The 16706-nt window shown below is 61.0% G+C and carries 18 protein-coding genes; 12 read left to right on the forward strand and 6 right to left on the reverse strand.

What is annotated here, in order from left to right; all coding sequences use genetic code 11:
- Positions 1 to 13: 13 nt before the first annotated feature.
- Positions 14 to 271, forward strand: coding sequence for a hypothetical protein (locus tag ACYF6X_RS07110; protein WP_063990022.1), 258 nt, complete (start codon positions 14 to 16; stop codon positions 269 to 271).
- A gap of 149 nt (positions 272 to 420) precedes the next feature.
- On the opposite strand, the gene sapF is transcribed toward ACYF6X_RS07110, so the two are convergent.
- Genes sapF through sapA form a run of 5 tightly spaced genes read right to left on the reverse strand, consistent with a single transcriptional unit; the run spans position 421 to position 5715 of the window.
- Positions 421 to 1233, reverse strand: a complete 813-nt coding sequence (gene sapF, locus ACYF6X_RS07115; protein WP_033648455.1) for a putrescine export ABC transporter ATP-binding protein SapF — start codon at positions 1231 to 1233, stop codon at positions 421 to 423.
- Position 1234: 1 nt separating this feature from the next.
- A complete protein-coding gene (gene sapD, locus ACYF6X_RS07120) occupies positions 1235 to 2227 on the reverse strand; it encodes a putrescine export ABC transporter ATP-binding protein SapD (protein WP_019452674.1) in 993 nt (330 codons plus the stop codon).
- Positions 2227 to 3117, reverse strand: coding sequence for a putrescine export ABC transporter permease SapC (gene sapC / locus ACYF6X_RS07125; protein ID WP_004930580.1), 891 nt, complete (start codon positions 3115 to 3117; stop codon positions 2227 to 2229). The genes sapD and sapC overlap by 1 nt, the downstream gene beginning before the upstream one ends.
- Entirely contained in the window at positions 3104 to 4069 is a 966-nt protein-coding gene (gene sapB, locus ACYF6X_RS07130) for a putrescine export ABC transporter permease SapB (RefSeq protein WP_004930575.1), read from the reverse strand. The genes sapC and sapB overlap by 14 nt, the downstream gene beginning before the upstream one ends.
- Positions 4066 to 5715, reverse strand: coding sequence for an ABC transporter substrate-binding protein SapA (gene sapA, locus ACYF6X_RS07135; protein WP_406879969.1), 1650 nt, complete (start codon positions 5713 to 5715; stop codon positions 4066 to 4068). Before sapA ends, sapB begins: the two co-directional genes overlap by 4 nt.
- Positions 5716 to 5918: 203 nt before the next feature.
- Here sapA and folE2 point away from each other — a divergent pair, with 203 nt between their 5' ends.
- The 5 genes from folE2 (at position 5919) to ACYF6X_RS07160 (ending at position 11100) form a co-directional block, all read left to right on the forward strand.
- The gene (gene folE2 / locus ACYF6X_RS07140; RefSeq protein WP_130017387.1) at positions 5919 to 6845 is read left to right on the forward strand and encodes a GTP cyclohydrolase FolE2; all 927 of its coding nucleotides are present in this window, start codon (positions 5919 to 5921) and stop codon (positions 6843 to 6845) included.
- Positions 6835 to 7395 carry a gamma carbonic anhydrase family protein gene (locus ACYF6X_RS07145; RefSeq protein WP_063990019.1) on the forward strand — a complete coding sequence of 187 codons (561 nt, stop codon included), beginning with the start codon at positions 6835 to 6837 and terminating at the stop codon, positions 7393 to 7395. The genes folE2 and ACYF6X_RS07145 overlap by 11 nt, the downstream gene beginning before the upstream one ends.
- 10 nt (positions 7396 to 7405) lie before the next feature.
- Entirely contained in the window at positions 7406 to 8593 is a 1188-nt protein-coding gene (zigA, locus tag ACYF6X_RS07150) for a zinc metallochaperone GTPase ZigA (RefSeq protein WP_107226290.1), read from the forward strand.
- Positions 8594 to 8973: 380 nt separating this feature from the next.
- Positions 8974 to 9939, forward strand: a complete 966-nt coding sequence (locus ACYF6X_RS07155; RefSeq protein ID WP_242512523.1) for an SDR family NAD(P)-dependent oxidoreductase — start codon at positions 8974 to 8976, stop codon at positions 9937 to 9939.
- 30 nt (positions 9940 to 9969) lie between these two features.
- Positions 9970 to 11100, forward strand: coding sequence for an MFS transporter (locus ACYF6X_RS07160; protein ID WP_107226289.1), 1131 nt, complete (start codon positions 9970 to 9972; stop codon positions 11098 to 11100).
- Between the two features lie 157 nt (positions 11101 to 11257).
- Here ACYF6X_RS07160 and pspF read toward each other — a convergent pair whose 3' ends face one another.
- Entirely contained in the window at positions 11258 to 12265 is a 1008-nt protein-coding gene (pspF, locus tag ACYF6X_RS07165) for a phage shock protein operon transcriptional activator (protein ID WP_063990015.1), read from the reverse strand.
- A 184-nt stretch (positions 12266 to 12449) separates the two neighbouring features.
- Here pspF and pspA point away from each other — a divergent pair, with 184 nt between their 5' ends.
- From pspA to ACYF6X_RS07195, 6 genes are all read left to right on the forward strand, one after another.
- The gene (gene pspA, locus ACYF6X_RS07170; protein WP_025303000.1) at positions 12450 to 13115 is read left to right on the forward strand and encodes a phage shock protein PspA; all 666 of its coding nucleotides are present in this window, start codon (positions 12450 to 12452) and stop codon (positions 13113 to 13115) included.
- Between the two features lie 62 nt (positions 13116 to 13177).
- Complete coding sequence (pspB, locus tag ACYF6X_RS07175; protein ID WP_004930553.1) at positions 13178 to 13405, forward strand: envelope stress response membrane protein PspB; 228 nt, start codon at positions 13178 to 13180, stop codon at positions 13403 to 13405.
- The gene (gene pspC / locus ACYF6X_RS07180; protein WP_004930552.1) at positions 13405 to 13764 is read left to right on the forward strand and encodes an envelope stress response membrane protein PspC; all 360 of its coding nucleotides are present in this window, start codon (positions 13405 to 13407) and stop codon (positions 13762 to 13764) included. Before pspB ends, pspC begins: the two co-directional genes overlap by 1 nt.
- Positions 13765 to 13860: 96 nt before the next feature.
- Entirely contained in the window at positions 13861 to 14127 is a 267-nt protein-coding gene (pspD, locus tag ACYF6X_RS07185; RefSeq protein ID WP_031299672.1) for a phage shock protein PspD, read from the forward strand.
- A complete protein-coding gene (locus ACYF6X_RS07190) occupies positions 14108 to 15505 on the forward strand; it encodes a YcjX family GTP-binding protein (RefSeq protein ID WP_130017389.1) in 1398 nt (465 codons plus the stop codon). The genes pspD and ACYF6X_RS07190 overlap by 20 nt, the downstream gene beginning before the upstream one ends.
- Entirely contained in the window at positions 15502 to 16563 is a 1062-nt protein-coding gene (locus tag ACYF6X_RS07195; protein WP_004930545.1) for a YcjF family protein, read from the forward strand. The genes ACYF6X_RS07190 and ACYF6X_RS07195 overlap by 4 nt, the downstream gene beginning before the upstream one ends.
- The last annotated feature ends 143 nt before the right edge of the window (positions 16564 to 16706 follow it).

Below are 16706 nucleotides of genomic sequence, written 5' to 3' on the forward strand. Positions count from 1 at the left end.
TCAATCCTTAATCATGATCAACAACCACCGCTGCGTGCGGCAGCGGCGGCTGGACAAAGAGGCAACATGCCCGCAAGCGGGGCGAAAGGCGGATTTAGCGCAGCTCATCGCAGTACAGCGCGTGGCCGTAAACAGAGAAACCGGCGGCCAGCGTGAGCAGAAACTGCGTGAGGCGGCGATGGCGAAGGCTGTTCATCAGTGCGATATCCTGTCGTATGAGAGGCTCAACGTAGGGGATATCCTCACCGATCGCCCAGGCGAGATAAAATAATGTTACGGACTAATCAATAACTGAAAGGAATAAAATATAAGGATATATAACAAGAATGTAATTTGTATGTGCGCTTTCTTGCTAAACGGCAGGCGTGTACGGCAATAAAAAACCCGCCGCAGCGGGTTTGTTGCAGGCCAGAACGTGGATCAAAAACGGCCGCCGTCGCGTCGCCAGGCGTCGGCGGTCAGCGCCTCACCGAAGTGGCTGGCGATAAGGCGCTTGGTCAATTCGTGCAGCGGCGCCGCCAATACCTCGGCGGTGCTGCCGCGTTCGACGATTTCCCCTTCGTGCATCACCAGCACCTGGTCGCTGATATGCTTCATCATGCCGAGGTGCTGAGTGACGTAGATATAGGAAATACCGTGTTTTTCCTGCAGCTCCAGCATCAGGTTGATGATTTGCGAGCGCATTGACATGTCCAGCGAGGCCAGCGCCTCATCGGCGACGATCACCTTCGGCTGCAGGATCAGCGCACGCGCCAGCGCGACGCGCTGTTTTTGCCCGGAAGCCAGCATGTGCGGATAGTAGTAGGCGTGATCCGGCAGCATGCCGACCTGACGCAGCGTCTGGTTGATGCGCTGCTCGCGCTCGGCGGGCTCCAGACTGGTGTTCAGCCGCAGCGGCGCGTCCAACAGTTGGCCGATGCGCTGGCGTGGGTTGAGCGAGGTGCTCGGATCCTGAAAAATCATGCGAATGCGCTGGCTGCGATAGCGATAATCGCCGAATTCCAGCGGATGATCGTCGATCAGCAGTTCGCCGGCGGTCGGTTCCACCATGCCGGAGAGCATCTTCGCCAGCGTGGATTTGCCGGAGCCGTTCTCGCCGATCACTGCCAGCGTCTGGCCTTCGCGCAGGGTAAAGCTGACCGACTTCACCGCCTCGACGTGCTGGCGGCGGAACAGCCCGGTGCGGTAGCGGTAGGTTTTGCTCAGGTTGCGCACTTCCAACAGCGTTTCCATGTTATTGCTCCTCCATGTTCAGCGGGAAGTGGCAGGCGAAGAAGTGGTTTTTGACCGGGCGCAGGCGCGGCGTTTCGATGCACTTCTTCTGCGCGTAAGGGCAGCGCGGCCCTAGGCGGCAACCGATCGGCAGGTGTTCCAACGAAGGAATGGCGCCCGGCAGCGTGTTCAACCGGCTCTTGTGCGGCAGCGAGCGGCCGAAGTCCGGCATGGCGCGGATCAGCGCCTGGGTGTAAGGGTGGTGCGGCGCCGCCAGCAGCTCTTCGCACTGGGCGCTTTCCACCGTTTGCCCGCAGTACAGTACGTTCACCCGGTCGGCCCATTTGCTCATCATCTGCAAATCGTGGCTGATCAGCAGGATGGTGGTGTTGTTGTTCTGATTGAGGCGCGCCAGCAGGCGGAAAATCTGCGCCTGGGTGGTCGGCTCCATGGCGTTGGTTGGTTCATCGGCGATCAGCAGGCGCGGTTGGTTGGCCAGCGCGATGGCGATCATCACCTTCTGGCACTCGCCCTCGGTCAACTCGTACGGGAAGCTGCCCATGATGTCGTCGTGATCCTTGATACCGACGCGGTGCAGCAGTTCGATGGCGCGGCGTTTGCGCCAGTTGAAGCGCTGCCACCAGCGGCCCTTGTAGGTCCAGCCCGGGATCGCCTGCGCCAGCTGGCGGCCGATGCTCTCGGAAGGATCGAGACAGGACTGCGGCTCCTGGAAAATCATCGAAACGTTGTGACCCACCAGCCTGCGCCGCTCGCGCGGGCTCAGTTGCAGCAGATCGATGTCGTCGAAGCGGAAACGGTCGGCGGTGACGCGCCAGTTGTCTTTGGTTACGCCGCAGATGGCTTTGGCGATCAGGCTCTTGCCGGAGCCCGATTCGCCCACCAGGCCGCGCACCTCGCCCTCGGTCAGCGTCATGCTGACGCGATCGACCGCCTTGACCGGCCCTTCGGCGGTCATAAATTCAATCGTCAGATTGCGGATATCGAGTAACGGCATTATTCCACCCCGGCATTGATTGCGCGGCGCATACCGTCGCCTAACAGGTTAACCAGCAGCACGCTGACGAGGATGGCCGCGCCGGGCAGCATCACCGTCCAGGGTGCGACGTACACCAGCTCGAGCGAATCGCCGAGCATCGCTCCCCATTCCGGCGAAGGCAGCTGCGCGCCGAGATCGAGAAAGCCGAGCGCGGCGATGTCCAAAATGGCCATCGACAGCGCGCGGGTGAACTCGGTCACCAGCACTGCGGCGATGTTCGGCATGACGGCGTACCACAGGATCTGCAGCGTGGAAGCGCCATCGAGCCGCGCCGCCACCACGTACTCTTTCTCCAGCTCGTCGTGCACCGCGCTGTAGATGGTGCGGACCATGCGCGGCAGCAAGGCGAGCCACACTGCCAGCATGGCGTGTTCAAGTTTGGGGCCGATAAACGCCACCACCACGATCGCCAGCAGCAGCGACGGAATGGACAGCAGGGTATCGAGGATGTGGTTGAGCACCGCCGAACGCAGCCCGTGAGTGACGCCGGCGAACACGCCGAGGATCACCCCGCAGAACGCTGCGGCCAGCGTCACCGCCAGCGCCGAGCCGAAGGTGGCGGCAGTGCCGGTCAACAGGCGGCTGAGGATGTCGCGCCCGAGATCGTCGGTGCCGAGAAAGAACGACACGTTGCCGTAGCGCGACCAGGACGGCGGCAGCAGCTGATAACCGAGGAACTGCTGATCCAGCGCGTAGGGCGCCAGCAGGCTGCCGAACAGCGACAGCAGCAGCAGGGCGATCACGCCGTAAAAACCGATCATCGCCAGCGCGTCGCCGTAGAAAATCCGCCAGGTGTAGCGCAGCGGGCTCGGCATCTTTTTCTCGCGGTATACGTTATCGAAGGGCATACCATTCCTTATGTTTCAGCGGGTTGGTTGCCGCACCCAGAATGTCGGCCAGGACGTTAATGGTAATCACCAGCGTGCCGACCACCATGACGCCGGCGGAGATCGCCGCATAATCCTGCTGGCGAATGGCGTTGATCAGCCACCGGCCGAGGCCCGGCCAGCTGAACACCACTTCGGTGATCATCGCCAGCGTGAGCATGGTGGAGAACTGCAGCCCCAGTTTGGGCACGATCGGCGGCAGCGCATTGTGCAACACGTGGCGGCGAATGATGGTGAAGCGCGACAGGCCGCGGGTGGCGGCGGCCTTGATGTAGTTTTGGCTCAGCACGTCGTCGGTGCTGATGCGCATCAGGCGCACCACTTCGGTGGTGGGCGCCACCGCCAGCGCGGCGATCGGCAGGATCATGTGGCGCAGGGCGCTGCCGATCATTTCGGCGCGGTATGGCGAGTCCGACAGCCAGGCGTCAATCAGCGCGAAACCGGTGATCGGCTTCACCTGATACAGCAGGTCGAAACGGCCGGAAACCGGCAGCCAGCCCAGGTGTAGCGAGAAGAACAGCATCAGCAGCAGCGCCAGCCAGAACACCGGCATCGAAAAGCCCAATAGCGCGAAGGTGCTGATGGCGGTGTCCTGCCATTTGCCGCGCAGCACGCCGGCTATGATGCCCAGCGGAATGCCGATAAACAGCGCCAGAGCAAAGGCCAGCAGGCACAGTTCCATGGTGGCCGGGAACACTTCGCGCAGCTGTTCGCTGATCGCCTGGCCGTTGATGCTGGAGACGCCGAAGTCCCAGTGCAGCAGGCTGACAAAGTAGAACTGATAGGCGTCCAGCAGGGCGGCGCCGTTCAGCGGCGCACGCGGCGTGAAATAGCTCAGGCTGAAGCTGACCAGCGTCAGGAAGAACAGCGTGATCAGCAGCAGCAGAATGCGGCGCAGGGTAAAGATAATCACTTATTCACCTCCGGCGCGGATTCACGGTACACCCCGGCGAACGAGGCGTTGCCGAACGGGCTCAGCACCAATCCCTTGATGTCGTAGCGGTAGGCCTGCAGCCGCAGGGAAGAGGCCAGCGGCAGCACCGGCAGTTGCTGCTCGAGGATCTTCTGCGCCTTGCGGTAGCTGTCGATGCGTTGAGATAGCTGCTGCGACAACAGTGCGTTCTGCAGCACCTCGTCGAAGCCCGGGTCACACCAGTGAGCATAGTTGGTTTGCGAACGGATTGCCGCGCAGCTCAGCAGCGGCCGGAAGAAGCTGTCCGGGTCGTTGCTGTCGGTGGCCCAGCCGGTCAGGGTCAGATCGTGGTTCATCTCCATCAGGCGCGCCTCCTGGAAGCGGCCCTCTACCGGCACGATGGTGACGTTGATGCCCACCTGGCCGAGATCGGCCTGGATCAGCTCGGCGGTCTTCAGCGGGCTCGGGTTGTAAGACTGCGAGGCGGTCGGCACCCACAGCTTCAGGTTCAGATGGCCGACGCCGGCCTGCCGCAGCATCTCGCGCGATTTGGCCGGATCGTACTCGGTGACGTGCGCGTCGTTGTCATAGGCCCAGGAGGCGCGCGGCAAGATCGAGGCGGCGGTTTCCGCCGTGCCGTAATAGATCGACTGCATCAACCGCTGGTTGTTGATCGCCAGAGAGATCGCCTGGCGCACGTTGAGGTTGTCGAGCGGCGGTTTGCGGGTGTTGAACGCCAGATAGGCGATGTTCATCCCCGGGCGCAGCGTCAGGCGCAGGCGCGGATCGTCGCGCAGGATAGACAGCTGGCTCGCCGCCGGATAGGCCAGCACGTCGCACTCGCCGGTCAGCAGCTTGGAGAGGCGACCGGTGCCGCCGGCGCCCAGATCGATCACCACCTGCGGCATGCGCGGCAGGCCTTTCCAGTAGGCGGCGTTGCGCGCCAGGCGAATATATTGCCCCGAGCGGTATTCGTTGAGCAGGAACGGGCCGCTGCCGACCGGCTCTCGGTCAATCAGCTCCTGATGGCCTTCGCGCGTCAGCGTGTCGGCGTATTCGGCGGACAGCACCGGCGCGTAATGCGTTGCCAGATGCCACAGGAACGAGGCGTCCGGCGACTGCAGGCGAATCTCCACCGTGTAGTCGTCGAGCTTTCTCACGCTCTGCACCGAATCGCCGAACTGCAGGCTGTCGAAATAGGGGTATTCGCCGCCGTTGACGTCGTGATACGGGTGTTTTTGGTCAAATACGCGCGCGAAGCTGAACACCACGTCGTCGGCGTTCATCTTGCGGGTGGGGGTGAACCAGGCGGTGGTCTGGAACGGTACGTCCTTGCGCAGATGGAAGCGGTAGGTGGCGCCGTTGTCCAACACTTCCCAGCTTTGCGCCAGCTCGGGGATCAGCCGGTAGGTGTAGGGGTCGACGTCCAGCAGGCGATCGTACAGCTGGGCGGCCAGGGTATCCACCGTCAGGCCGCTGCTGGCCATTTGCGGGTTGAAGGTATTCAGTATGCCGCTGACGCAATAGACAAAGCCGCTCTGGCGAATGTCCGGCAGCGGCGCCGCGGTGGGCGCGGGCGGTGTTGTTGCGGCCAGGGCGGAACTGGTAAAGCACAACGACACTATCCAAAGGGGTAAACCACGCATAGAGGCTCATGGGTTGATCAGCAATAGCGTTAGTGTATCGCACTCTGACCGACAGCCCAATCCATTGAACAAAATCGCTGAGTTTTCTGCGACTTGATTAATCAGGTCGCCCACGGCGTGAAAAAAATTTTATTTGATATGTTATAACATAACAAAATCATGTTACCGTTCCCCGGCAAAGTCACAATAACGCAAGGGGATGTATGAACGAAGTTGCACTTCCACCACGTCGTTCGCTGCCGGACGCTCAGGCATGGCGCGGCGAAATGAGTGATGTCGGGCTCGATTGGGTCGGGATGCAAGGGATCGCACTGCCGCTGGAGCTGGCCGGCAAGCCACTGATGGCCAAAGTCGACGCCGGCATCAACCTGCGCGCCGAAGCGGCGGGCGAACGCGGCATTCACATGTCGCGGCTGTATCTGGCGCTGGACGAATTGACGCAGGGCGAGCTGACGCCGCAGCGCATCGGCCGAACGCTGCAAGCCTTTCTGGATTCGCAGCCGGAACACAGCGATCGCGCCAGCCTGGCGATCAGCGGCGAGCTGCTGCTGTCGCGCCCGGCTTTGCTGTCGCCGCAGCGCGGCTGGAAGGCTTACCCGCTGCGCATCGAGGCGACCCTGACGAGCACGCTGACGCTGGCGTTGACCGTCGGCGTACCTTACTCCTCTACCTGCCCGAGTTCGGCGGCGCTCAGCCGTCAGTTGGCGCAGCAACAGTTTCAGTTTGATTTCGAACAGGCGGCGGAGCGGGTCAGCCAACGCCAGATGAGCGAGTGGCTGTTGGAGCAGGGAATGCCGGCCACCCCTCACAGCCAACGCAGCTGGGCCTGGGTCACCGTGACGCCCGAGAATGAACGGGCGTTCGAACCGGTGAAATTGATCGACCGCATCGAACACGCGCTGGGCACGCCGGTACAAACGCTGGTGAAACGCCGCGACGAGCAGGCCTTCGCGCTGGCCAACGGACAGAACCTGATGTTTTGCGAAGACGCGGCGCGCCGTCTGTATCGCATGCTGCGCAGCCAGTGCGATTATCGCGCCTTTTCACTGCGCGTCGAGCATCAGGAGAGCCTGCATGCCCACAATGCGGTGGCGGAGCTGAGCTGGCGGGGAGAAAATCATGCTGCGTAAAAATCCCAGCGGCCATCTGCCGCAGGTCTCGCCGCTGGCCTACATCGACCCTACCGCCATTATTTGCGGCCGGGTGATCGTCGAAGATTTCGTCTACGTCGGCCCTTATGCGGTGATCCGCGCCGACGAATTGAACGCCGCCGGCGACATGGAGCCGATTGTCATCGGCTCGCACTCCAATATTCAGGACGGCGTGGTGATCCACTCCAAGAGCGGGGCGGCGGTCACCATTGGCCGTTACAGTTCGATCGCCCACCGCGCCATCGTCCACGGCCCGTGTCGCATCGACGATCGGGTGTTTATCGGTTTCAACAGCGTGCTGTTCAACTGCTACATTCAGTCCGGCTGCGTGGTGCGTTACAACGCGGTGGTGGACGGCGTGACGCTGCCGGAAAATCGCTATATCCCCTCGACCGAGCGCGTAGGGCCGGACAGCGACCTGTCGCGCTATTCCCAGGTCGATCGCGGCGCGCTGCAGTTTTCGGAAGAAGTGGCCGCCACCAACGTCGAACTGGTGCGCGGTTACCAGGCATTACGCAATGAATTTTAATGAGGCTCCCATGAAACAACTTCCCGTGACCGTGCTTTCCGGCTTTCTCGGCGCCGGCAAAACCACGGTGCTGAACCACATCCTGAACAACCGGCAGGGCATGCGCGTGGCGGTGATCGTCAACGACATGAGCGAAGTCAACATCGACGCCGCATTGGTTGAAAATGCAGTGCATCTCGATCGCCAGGAAGAGAAGCTGGTTGAGATGAGCAACGGCTGCATTTGCTGCACGCTGCGCGAAGACCTGCTGGTTTCGGTGCGTGAACTGGCGCAGGACGGGCGTTTCGATTACCTGCTGATCGAGTCGAGCGGCATCTCCGAGCCGCTGCCGGTGGCGGAAACCTTTACCTTTGAGGACGAAAAGGGCGAAAGCCTGTCGCAGTTCGCCCGGCTGGATACCCTGGTGACGGTGGTCGACGGGGTGAATTTCATCCAGCAGTACCAGCAGGCACAAAGCCTGCAGGAGGCCGGCCAAAGCCTGGGCGAGGACGATCTGCGCAGCGTGGCGGATCTATTGATTGAGCAAATTGAATTCTGCGACGTGATCCTGGTCAGCAAGACCGATCTGTTGACGCCAGCCCAGCAGGGCGAAGTGATGGCGCTGCTGGCCAGCCTGAACCCCGATGCCCGCATAGTGCCGATCGCGCCGGGCAAACTGCCGCTGGAAGCGGTGCTGAATACCGGCAGCTTCAGCTTTGAAAAGGCGCAGCAGGCGCCCGGCTGGCTGAAAGAGCTGCGCGGCGAACACGTGCCGGAAACGGAAAACTACGGCATCAGCAGCTTCGTCTATCAGGCGCGGCGGCCGTTTGCGCCGGACAAATTTTACCGCGTGATTAACGGCGACTGGGGCGGCGGTAAGCTGCTGCGCTCGAAAGGCTTTTTCTGGCTGGCGACGCGGCCGCGGCAGGCCGGGCAGTGGAGCCAGGCCGGCGGCATCGCCCATTACGGTCTCGCGGGCACCTTTTGGCGCGCTATCCCGCAAGACAATTGGCCGCAGGATCCCGAAGCGCGGGCGCATATTCAGGAAAAATGGGTAGAGCCGTTCGGCGACATGCGACAGGAGCTGGTGTTTATCGGCCAGCATCTGCAGCAGGCGACGATCGCACGTTTGCTGGACGACTGCCTACTGAGCGACGATGAAATGGCCGCCGGCGTGGACTATTGGCTGGACATGGCAGACCCGTTCCCTGAGTGGTAATTGCGCAATCTTCGTGTGGAAATGAGAAAAATTCTCAACAAAGTGCTTTACAGACGATACTGATAACTATTATCATCGCCTGGCAGTTCACGGAAGGCCACAGTTTGCGGCTCTGATGTGGAAGGCACGACATTGCTCACATTGCTTCCAGTGTTTTTTAAGCCAGCTCGGGTGCTGGCTTTTTTTTTGCCTGTCTAAGACCGGAAATCTCGCTTGGCGAGCCGCCATGATCCACTTCTCTTCTCTTTGCGCCGCGTAACCTGGACGATCTCGACAGAAGTTCGGGGTTTCATGCATTCACAGTCACGTGACGGAATTTCATACTTCTTCTCATCGACGCGCTGGCTGCGTTTGGCCGGTCACTGTTAACCGTGAGGAGAATGCCTGTGATTACCCAACAAACCCCCATCAAGTCAGGATTTGGGTTCAAAACGACCGCCGACGAGGTGCTCGCAGGCCTGGATCTGTCAGGCTCGCAGGCCATCGTCACCGGTGGTCATTCAGGTCTCGGTCTGGAGACGACGCTGGCGCTGGCCGGTGCCGGCGCACGTGTCATCGTTGCTTGCCGGGCGCCGGCGGCAGCCAAAGAGGTGTTAGGACAGAGCGCCGGCGTCGAGATCGCCGAACTCGATCTCGCCGATTTGAACAGCGTGCGCCGCTTCGCCGCTGACTTTTCCGCATCGAGCCTACGGGCGGATATTGTCATCAACAACGCCGGAGTGATGGCATGCCTGGAGGCGCGGGTGGGGCAAGGTTGGGAAAGACAGTTCGCCACCAACCACCTCGGCCACTATGCGCTGACCAACTTGCTGTGGCCGGCCATTGCCGATGGAGGGCGGGTGGTCACCGTCTCCTCCGCCGGGCATCACCATTCGGCGATCCGTTGGGAAGATGTGCAGTTCGAACGCGGTTACGACAAGTGGCTGGCGTACGGTCAGTCGAAGACGGCGAATGCCCTGTTCGCCGTCAGGTTGGATCTTCTGGGCCGCTCGCGGGGGATCCGCGCATTTAGCCTTCACCCTGGCAGTATCGCCACGCCGCTGCAGCGGCACATATCGAGAGCAGAGATGATAGCCCTGGGCTGGATGGACGAAGACGGCAATCCGGCCGATCCCGACGCTCTTAAAACGCCTCAGCAGGGGGCCGCTACTCAGGTGTGGGCCGCCACTTCACCGCAATTGCAAGGTTTGGGGGGCCTTTACTGTGAGGATGGCGATATTGCCGGCATCGCCGCGCACGACAGCCAGGCGCTGGTCGGCGTGAAGGAATACGCGATCGACCCGGAACAGGCGCAGCGTTTGTGGGCGCTTTCGGCATCGCTGACCGGCATTGATGCTTTCGCCTGACCAGGCCGCTAATCGGATAAGGGGGCGACCATGATGTCGATGATGAAAGAAAAAAACTTGGCGATATCCAGCATGTTTTTCATGCTGGGGCTGTGTTTCGGTAGTTTGAGCTCAAGGATGGCGACGATCAAAGGAGGGCTTGCGTTGTCTGACGGCGTATTCGGCAGCGTACTGTTCGCCATGTCGGCCGGGGTGGTCTTGTCTCTGCCGATATCGGGATGGGCGATCGCCAAACTTGGCAGCAGGGTGGTCGGCGTCGCGGCCATTCTGATCAACGCCATGCTTTTGCTTCTGGTGCCCTTCGCCGCGACGGTCCCTCAACTGGCGGCATTGCTGTTTTTCTCCGGGTTCGCTTATAGCGCGGTCAATGTCTCGAACAATATGCAGGCCAGCATCGCCGAGGCGGTCAGCGGTAAAACCAGGTTGCCCTTTTTTCACGGCATATGGGGCGTGGCCGGGTTTGTCGGCGCAGGGATCGGGGCATTAATGATCGGCCGGGATGTCGCCTTGCCGCTGCACTTTGTGGGAATAGCGGCGGTGGCGTTGATATCCGCCTTGCTGTGCCGGCGTGCGTTGTTCGACAAACCGGAGCTGGAACAGACCGGGCGTGCTTTTGCCATTCCTGACCGATCGTTGTTCAACTATGGCCTGATCGTTTTCTGCTCGATGGCTTGTGAGGGCATCATGTACGACTGGAGCGTCGTTTATTTTCAGGATGTCGTCTCGGTCGATCGAAAATACATCGGACTGGGTTTTACGGTATTTATGGCTGCCATGACCATCGGCCGGCTCATGTTGAACCGGTTCGTTGATCGGATAGGAGTGAGAAGAACGTTGCAGTGGGGCGGGATGCTGGCGTTCATCGGCATGACGCTAACGACCTGGTTACCGGGGTTGGTGACATCGATAATCGGTTTTTTCCTGGTCGGCCTGGGCATTTGCGCCATAATTCCGCTGGTTGCGGGGGCGGCTGCAAGGTCTTCTTCCATGGCACCAAGCGCCGCCATCGCGGCGGTGCTGACCATCGGCTTTCTGGGCACGCTGATCGGGCCGCCGTTAATCGGGTTCTTATCCGAAACTTTCGGTCTGCGTTATGCCTTTCTGGTCTGCGTCGCGTTGTCGCTCGGCGTCATTTACCGGGCAGGAAAAATACCGCAGTGATCTTGCAAGAAGGTGATTCATCGGCGGGACATCCCCGCGCAGTGAAGTGACCGTCGGGAAAGACCGACATCTCCAGGCGGCCGTTCTCAGGCCACATCTCTCAACCTGGGGTTAATAGCTGACGGCCGGGAAAGACCGGCACCCCATCTTCACGTTGTTATTCCTCGTCCGCTTCGCCGTTTTGCAGCAGCGCATGCTTTTTCAGCATACCGCGCAGCTGGTGATAGGTGAGCCCCAGCAGCTGCGCCGCCTTGCGCTGATTGAACCGCCCCTGCTGCAGCGCTGCTTCGATTAATGCCTTCTCCTGCTCCAACTGCCAGTGTTTCAAATCCAGCGGCAGCGGCGGTAACGCGCCGGCGTCTTCAGGAACGGGCGCGACCGGCGCGGCCTCGCGTGGCGCAAACGGGTTGATGACGATCTCATCCAGCGGGCTGTCGCTGTCGCCGTGGCGATAGACGGAACGCTCCACCACGTTTTTCAGTTCACGCACGTTGCCCGGCCAGCCATACTCGAGCAACGTTTGCCTGGCGCGTTCGGTAAAGCCGGGAAACAGCGGCAGCGCCAGCTCGCGGCACATTTGAATGGCGAAATGCTCGGCCAACAGCATGATATCGGGCCGCCGTTGGCGCAGCGGCGGCAGTTGCACCACGTCGAACGCCAGCCGATCCAGCAGATCGGCGCGGAATTTGCCCGCCGCCGCCAGCGCCGGCAGATCGTCGTTGGTGGCGCACACCAGGCGAACATCCACCCGCAGTGGCTGACTGCCGCCCACGCGCTCCAACTGGCCGTATTCGATCACCCGCAGCAATTTCTCCTGCACCAGCATCGGCGCGGTCGCCAGCTCATCGAGGAACAGCGTACCGCCGTCGGCGCGCTCGAAACGCCCCAGATGGCGCTTTTGGGCGCCGGTAAAGGCGCCGGCCTCGTGGCCGAACAGTTCGGAGTCCAGCAGGTTTTCATTCAGCGCCGCGCAGTTAAGCGAGATGAACGGCCCTTGCCAGCGGTTGGAGAGGTAGTGCAGACGGTGCGCGATCAGCTCCTTGCCGGTGCCGCGCTCGCCGATCACCAGCACCGGCTTGTTCAGCTTGGCGACCTGGGAGACTTGCTCCAAGACTTCGACAAAGGCGTTTGCCTCGCCCAACAAATTCTCTGGCTGCTCGTTCATGATGAAATTCGCCAATGTTTGGTTAAAATAATCACTCTACAGCAAGCATGCAGAGAGTCAAAAAATAATATTCTTTACTTTTCAGTAATATAAAAGTTGGCACGGGTTTTGATTATATCTTTGGGCAAGCTGTACGACTTAACGCGGCGCTTCAGACGCCATCAGAACCAAGAGGAAGTGAATTATGGGTATTTTTTCTCGTTTTGCCGACATCGTGAACGCCAACATCAACACCCTGCTGGACAAGGCGGAAGATCCGCAGAAGCTGGTGCGCTTGATGATCCAAGAGATGGAAGACACGCTGGTTGAAGTTCGCTCTACGTCGGCGCGCGCGCTGGCGGAGAAAAAGCAGCTGCTGCGTCGCATCGAGCAGGGTGAAAACCAGGTAAGTGACTGGCAGGAAAAAGCCGAACTGGCGCTGCGCAAAGATAAAGAAGACTTGGCCCGTGCGGCGCTGATCGAAAAACAAAAGGTGGCCGATCTGATCGCCACGCTGACGCAGGAAGTGGCGACCGTGGAAGAAACGCTGGCGCGCATGAAGAGCGAAATCGGCGAGCTGGAAAACAAGCTGACCGAAACCCGCGCGCGGCAGCAGGCGCTGGCGCTGCGTCATCAGGCCGCGTCTTCTTCCCGTGACGTGCGCCGCCAGCTCGACAGCGGCAAGCTGGATGAGGCGATGGCGCGTTTCGAACAGTTCGAGCGCCGTATCGACCACATGGAAGCCGAAGCGGAAAGCATCAGCATCGGTAAAAAGAAGTCGCTGGACCAAGAGTTTGCCGAGCTGAAGGCCGACGACGCCATCAGTGAGCAACTGGCGGCGCTGAAGGCTAAGATGAACCGCTCCGAGTAAGGCGAACCGCGGCCACACGCGGAGGTGGCCGCCAATTCAGGACCCGATAAGAAGGAATAACAATGAGTGCTTTATTACTTGCCATTCCGCTGACAATTTTCGTGCTGTTTGTCGCGCCGATTTGGCTTTGGCTGCATTACAGCAATCGGCAACAGACCGGCATCCAGCTGAGTCAGCAAGAAATGCAGCGCCTGGCGCAGCTGGCGGAAGACGCCAAACGCATGCGTGAACGCATTCAGGCGCTGGAAGAGATCCTCGATGCGGAACACCCGAACTGGAGACAGTCCTGATGAGCACGACGCTGGGCAGTAAAAAGCTTTATCGCGTTCCCGAAGAAGGCATGGTGAAAGGCGTCTGCGCCGGTTTGGCCCACTATTTCGACGTGCCGGTACGCCTGATCCGCGTGATGGTGGTGCTGTCGCTGTTCTTCGGGCTGTTCTTCTTCACGCTGGTGGCCTATATCGCGCTGGTGTTCGTGTTGGACGAAGCGCCGGCCAGCCGCTTCGAAGGCGAGCATCAGAAGACGCCGCGCCAGCTGCTCGATCAGCTAGAGTATGAGCTGGGCAGCGGCGAGCAGCAGCTGCGTCAGGTCGAGCGCTACGTGACGTCCGATACCTTCGGCGTACAGAGCCGTTTCCGCAAGCTGTAACCCTTCTTGCGAGACCCGGCCTGGGCAGGCCGGGCATCTTCGCCGCCGTAATCCCGTGAATGTAACCTTAATCGTCTTGTGCCGGAGGGCATTGTCATGAATAAAATCGATGTCGCGAACACCGCCAGAACGGGTGGATTTAAACGAGGAGCGGCGGCAATGTTGAAGACATTGGCTAAAGTCATCATCATAGCGTTATTGAATTATGGCCCGGCGGGCGCCGCCGGCTGGCTGTTGAAGACCGTCGGCCGCAAACCGGTGCGCTTCGTGCTGGCACTGGTGCTGGAACCGCTGTTCCGTAAAGGCCTGAACAAGGCATTCGGGCGTTACGTCAAGGAGAGCAATGAAACGACTGCAAAATGAGTTAACCTCGCTGGTCAACCGCGGAATGGATCGCCATCTGCGCCTGGCGGTGACCGGCCTGAGCCGCAGCGGCAAAACCGCCTTTATCACCGCCTTCGTCAACCAACTGCTGCATGTGCACAGCGGCGCGCGCATGCCGCTGTTTTCACCGGTGCGCGAAGAGCGCCTGCTGGGCGTCAAACGCATCCCGCAGCGCGATCTCGGTATCCAGCGTTTCACCTATGACGAAGGGCTGGCGCAGTTGTACGGCACGCCGCCGGCCTGGCCGACGCCGACGCGCGGCGTCAGCGAAATCCGTCTGGCGCTGCGTTACCGTTCCAATGACTCGCTGCTGCGCCATTTCAAAGACACTTCCACGCTGTACCTGGAGATCGTCGATTATCCCGGTGAATGGTTGCTGGATCTGCCGATGCTCGAGCAGGATTACCTGGCCTGGTCGCGCCAGATGACCGGGCTGCTGCAGGGCGAACGCGCCGAATGGGCCAAGCCCTGGCTTGAGCTGTGCAAGGCCTGCGATCCGCTGGCCCCGGCCGATGAAAACCGCCTGGCGGCGATCGCCCAGGCTTACACCGATTATCTGCTGCGCTGTAAAAGCGAAGGGCTGCACTTCATTCAGCCGGGGCGTTTCGTGCTGCCGGGCGATATGGCCGGCGCGCCGGCGCTGCAGTTTTTCCCGTGGCCCGACGTGGCCGCGATCGGCGAATCGAAGCTGGCGCAGGCCGACAAACACAGCAACATCGGCATGTTGCGCGCTCGCTTCAACTACTACTGCCAGTCGATCGTCAAAAACTTCTACAAAGAACATTTCGTCCGTTTCGATCGGCAAATCGTGCTGGTCGACTGCCTGCAGCCGCTCAACAGCGGCCCGCAGGCATTCAACGACATGCGTCTGGCGCTGACCCAGCTGATGCAGAGCTTCCATTACGGCAAACGCACGCTGTTTCGCCGCTTGTTTTCGCCGACCATCGACAAACTGATGTTCGCCGCCACCAAGGCGGACCATATCACCGCCGATCAGCACGCCAATCTGGTGTCCTTGCTGCAACAGCTGGTACAGGAGGCGTGGCAAAACGCGGCGTTCGAGGGCATCAGCATGGATTGCGTCGGCCTGGCCTCGGTGCAGGCGACCGAGAGCGGCATCGTCGATCATGAGGGGCAACGCATTCCGGCGTTGAAGGGCAACCGCCTGAGCGACGGCGCACCGCTGACGGTGTTCCCCGGCGAAGTGCCCGCCCGCCTGCCGGGGCCGGCGTTCTGGCAGAGTCAGGGGTTCCACTTCGATGAGTTTCGTCCGCGCGCCATGAGCGTGGACAGCCCGTTGCCGCACATCCGTCTGGATGCGGTGATGGAGTTTTTACTGGGAGACAAATTGCGATGAGCGAGCCGATCAAACCGCGTATCGATTTTGACGAACCGCTGCAACCGCCGCAGGAACCGGCGTTGCGCGCCGGCGTCGCTTTCGATGCCGAGCAGGCGGAAAGCTTTTTCCCGGCGGCGCCGGAGCTGCAGCAGGAAGAGGAAGAAGGGCGCGCCGAAGGCATCATCAACGCCGCGCTGAAACCTAAACGCAGCCTGTGGCGCAAAATGGTCACCGCCGGCCTGGCGCTGTTCGGCGTCAGCGTGGTGGCGCAGGGCGTGCAGTGGGTGCATACCGCCTGGGTGCAGCAGGACTGGATCGCCATGGGCGGCGGCGTGGCCGGCGGCCTGATCGTGTTCGCCGGCGTCGGTTCGGTGGTCACCGAGTGGCGGCGTTTGTATCGGTTGCGCCAGCGCGCAGAAGAGCGCGACGTGGCGCGCGAGCTGTTGCACAGCCACGGGCTGGGGCAAGGGCGCGAATTCTGCGAGAAGCTGGCGCGCCAGGCCGGGCTGGATCAGGGGCATCCTGCGCTGCAGCGTTGGCAGGCCTCGTTGCATGAAACGCAAAACGATCGTGAAGTGGTGGAGCTGTACGCCAAACTGGTGCAGCCGGTGCTCGACAACCAGGCGCGGCGCGAAATCAGCCGCTCCGCCGCCGAATCGACGCTGATGATCGCCGTCAGCCCGTTGGCGCTGGTGGATATGGCGTTCATCGCCTGGCGCAACATCCGTTTGATCAACCGCATCGCCGCGCTGTACGGCATTGAACTGGGCTACTTCAGCCGCATTCGTCTGTTCCGACTGGTGCTGTTGAACATCGCTTTCGCCGGCGCCTCCGAGCTGGTGCGCGAAGTGGGCATGGACTGGATGTCGCAGGATCTGGCGGCGCGGCTGTCGGCGCGCGCGGCGCAGGGCATCGGCGCCGGGTTGTTGACCGCGAGGCTGGGCATCAAGGCGATGGAACTGTGCCGCCCGCTGCCGTGGCTGGAAGGGGAAAAGCCGAAGCTTGGCGATTTCCGCAGCCAGCTGATCGGCCAGTTGAAAGACACGCTGAAAAAGAGCGACGGCAAGGCCAAATAACCCCCACGACGGCGCTCTCAGGAGCGCCGTTTTCTCAACGGCGCCGACGCCGGACGTAATCGAGACTTGACGAAAGTCGATCCCCCTGTGAGTACGTGATAAATCTCTGCAAAATTAATTCTGGTTGTGATAACTCTCTGTTT

This window comes from Serratia sp. ID 25-353, from assembly GCF_054792795.1.

Bases quoted from the DNA above. Each gene is read 5' to 3' on its own strand.
- ACYF6X_RS07110 (WP_063990022.1), top strand. From the start codon at position 14: ATGATCAACAACCACCGCTGCGTGCGGCAGCGGCGGCTGGACAAAGAG.
- sapF (WP_033648455.1), bottom strand. From the start codon at position 1,233: ATGGAAACGCTGTTGGAAGTGCGCAACCTGAGCAAAACCTACCGCTAC.
- sapD (WP_019452674.1), bottom strand. From the start codon at position 2,227: ATGCCGTTACTCGATATCCGCAATCTGACGATTGAATTTATGACCGCC.
- sapC (WP_004930580.1), bottom strand. From the start codon at position 3,117: ATGCCCTTCGATAACGTATACCGCGAGAAAAAGATGCCGAGCCCGCTG.
- sapA (WP_406879969.1), bottom strand. From the start codon at position 5,715: ATGCGTGGTTTACCCCTTTGGATAGTGTCGTTGTGCTTTACCAGTTCC.
- folE2 (WP_130017387.1), top strand. From the start codon at position 5,919: ATGAACGAAGTTGCACTTCCACCACGTCGTTCGCTGCCGGACGCTCAG.
- ACYF6X_RS07145 (WP_063990019.1), top strand. From the start codon at position 6,835: ATGCTGCGTAAAAATCCCAGCGGCCATCTGCCGCAGGTCTCGCCGCTG.
- zigA (WP_107226290.1), top strand. From the start codon at position 7,406: ATGAAACAACTTCCCGTGACCGTGCTTTCCGGCTTTCTCGGCGCCGGC.
- ACYF6X_RS07155 (WP_242512523.1), top strand. From the start codon at position 8,974: ATGCCTGTGATTACCCAACAAACCCCCATCAAGTCAGGATTTGGGTTC.
- ACYF6X_RS07160 (WP_107226289.1), top strand. From the start codon at position 9,970: ATGATGTCGATGATGAAAGAAAAAAACTTGGCGATATCCAGCATGTTT.
- pspF (WP_063990015.1), bottom strand. From the start codon at position 12,265: ATGAACGAGCAGCCAGAGAATTTGTTGGGCGAGGCAAACGCCTTTGTC.
- pspA (WP_025303000.1), top strand. From the start codon at position 12,450: ATGGGTATTTTTTCTCGTTTTGCCGACATCGTGAACGCCAACATCAAC.
- pspB (WP_004930553.1), top strand. From the start codon at position 13,178: ATGAGTGCTTTATTACTTGCCATTCCGCTGACAATTTTCGTGCTGTTT.
- pspC (WP_004930552.1), top strand. From the start codon at position 13,405: ATGAGCACGACGCTGGGCAGTAAAAAGCTTTATCGCGTTCCCGAAGAA.
- pspD (WP_031299672.1), top strand. From the start codon at position 13,861: ATGAATAAAATCGATGTCGCGAACACCGCCAGAACGGGTGGATTTAAA.
- ACYF6X_RS07190 (WP_130017389.1), top strand. From the start codon at position 14,108: ATGAAACGACTGCAAAATGAGTTAACCTCGCTGGTCAACCGCGGAATG.
- ACYF6X_RS07195 (WP_004930545.1), top strand. From the start codon at position 15,502: ATGAGCGAGCCGATCAAACCGCGTATCGATTTTGACGAACCGCTGCAA.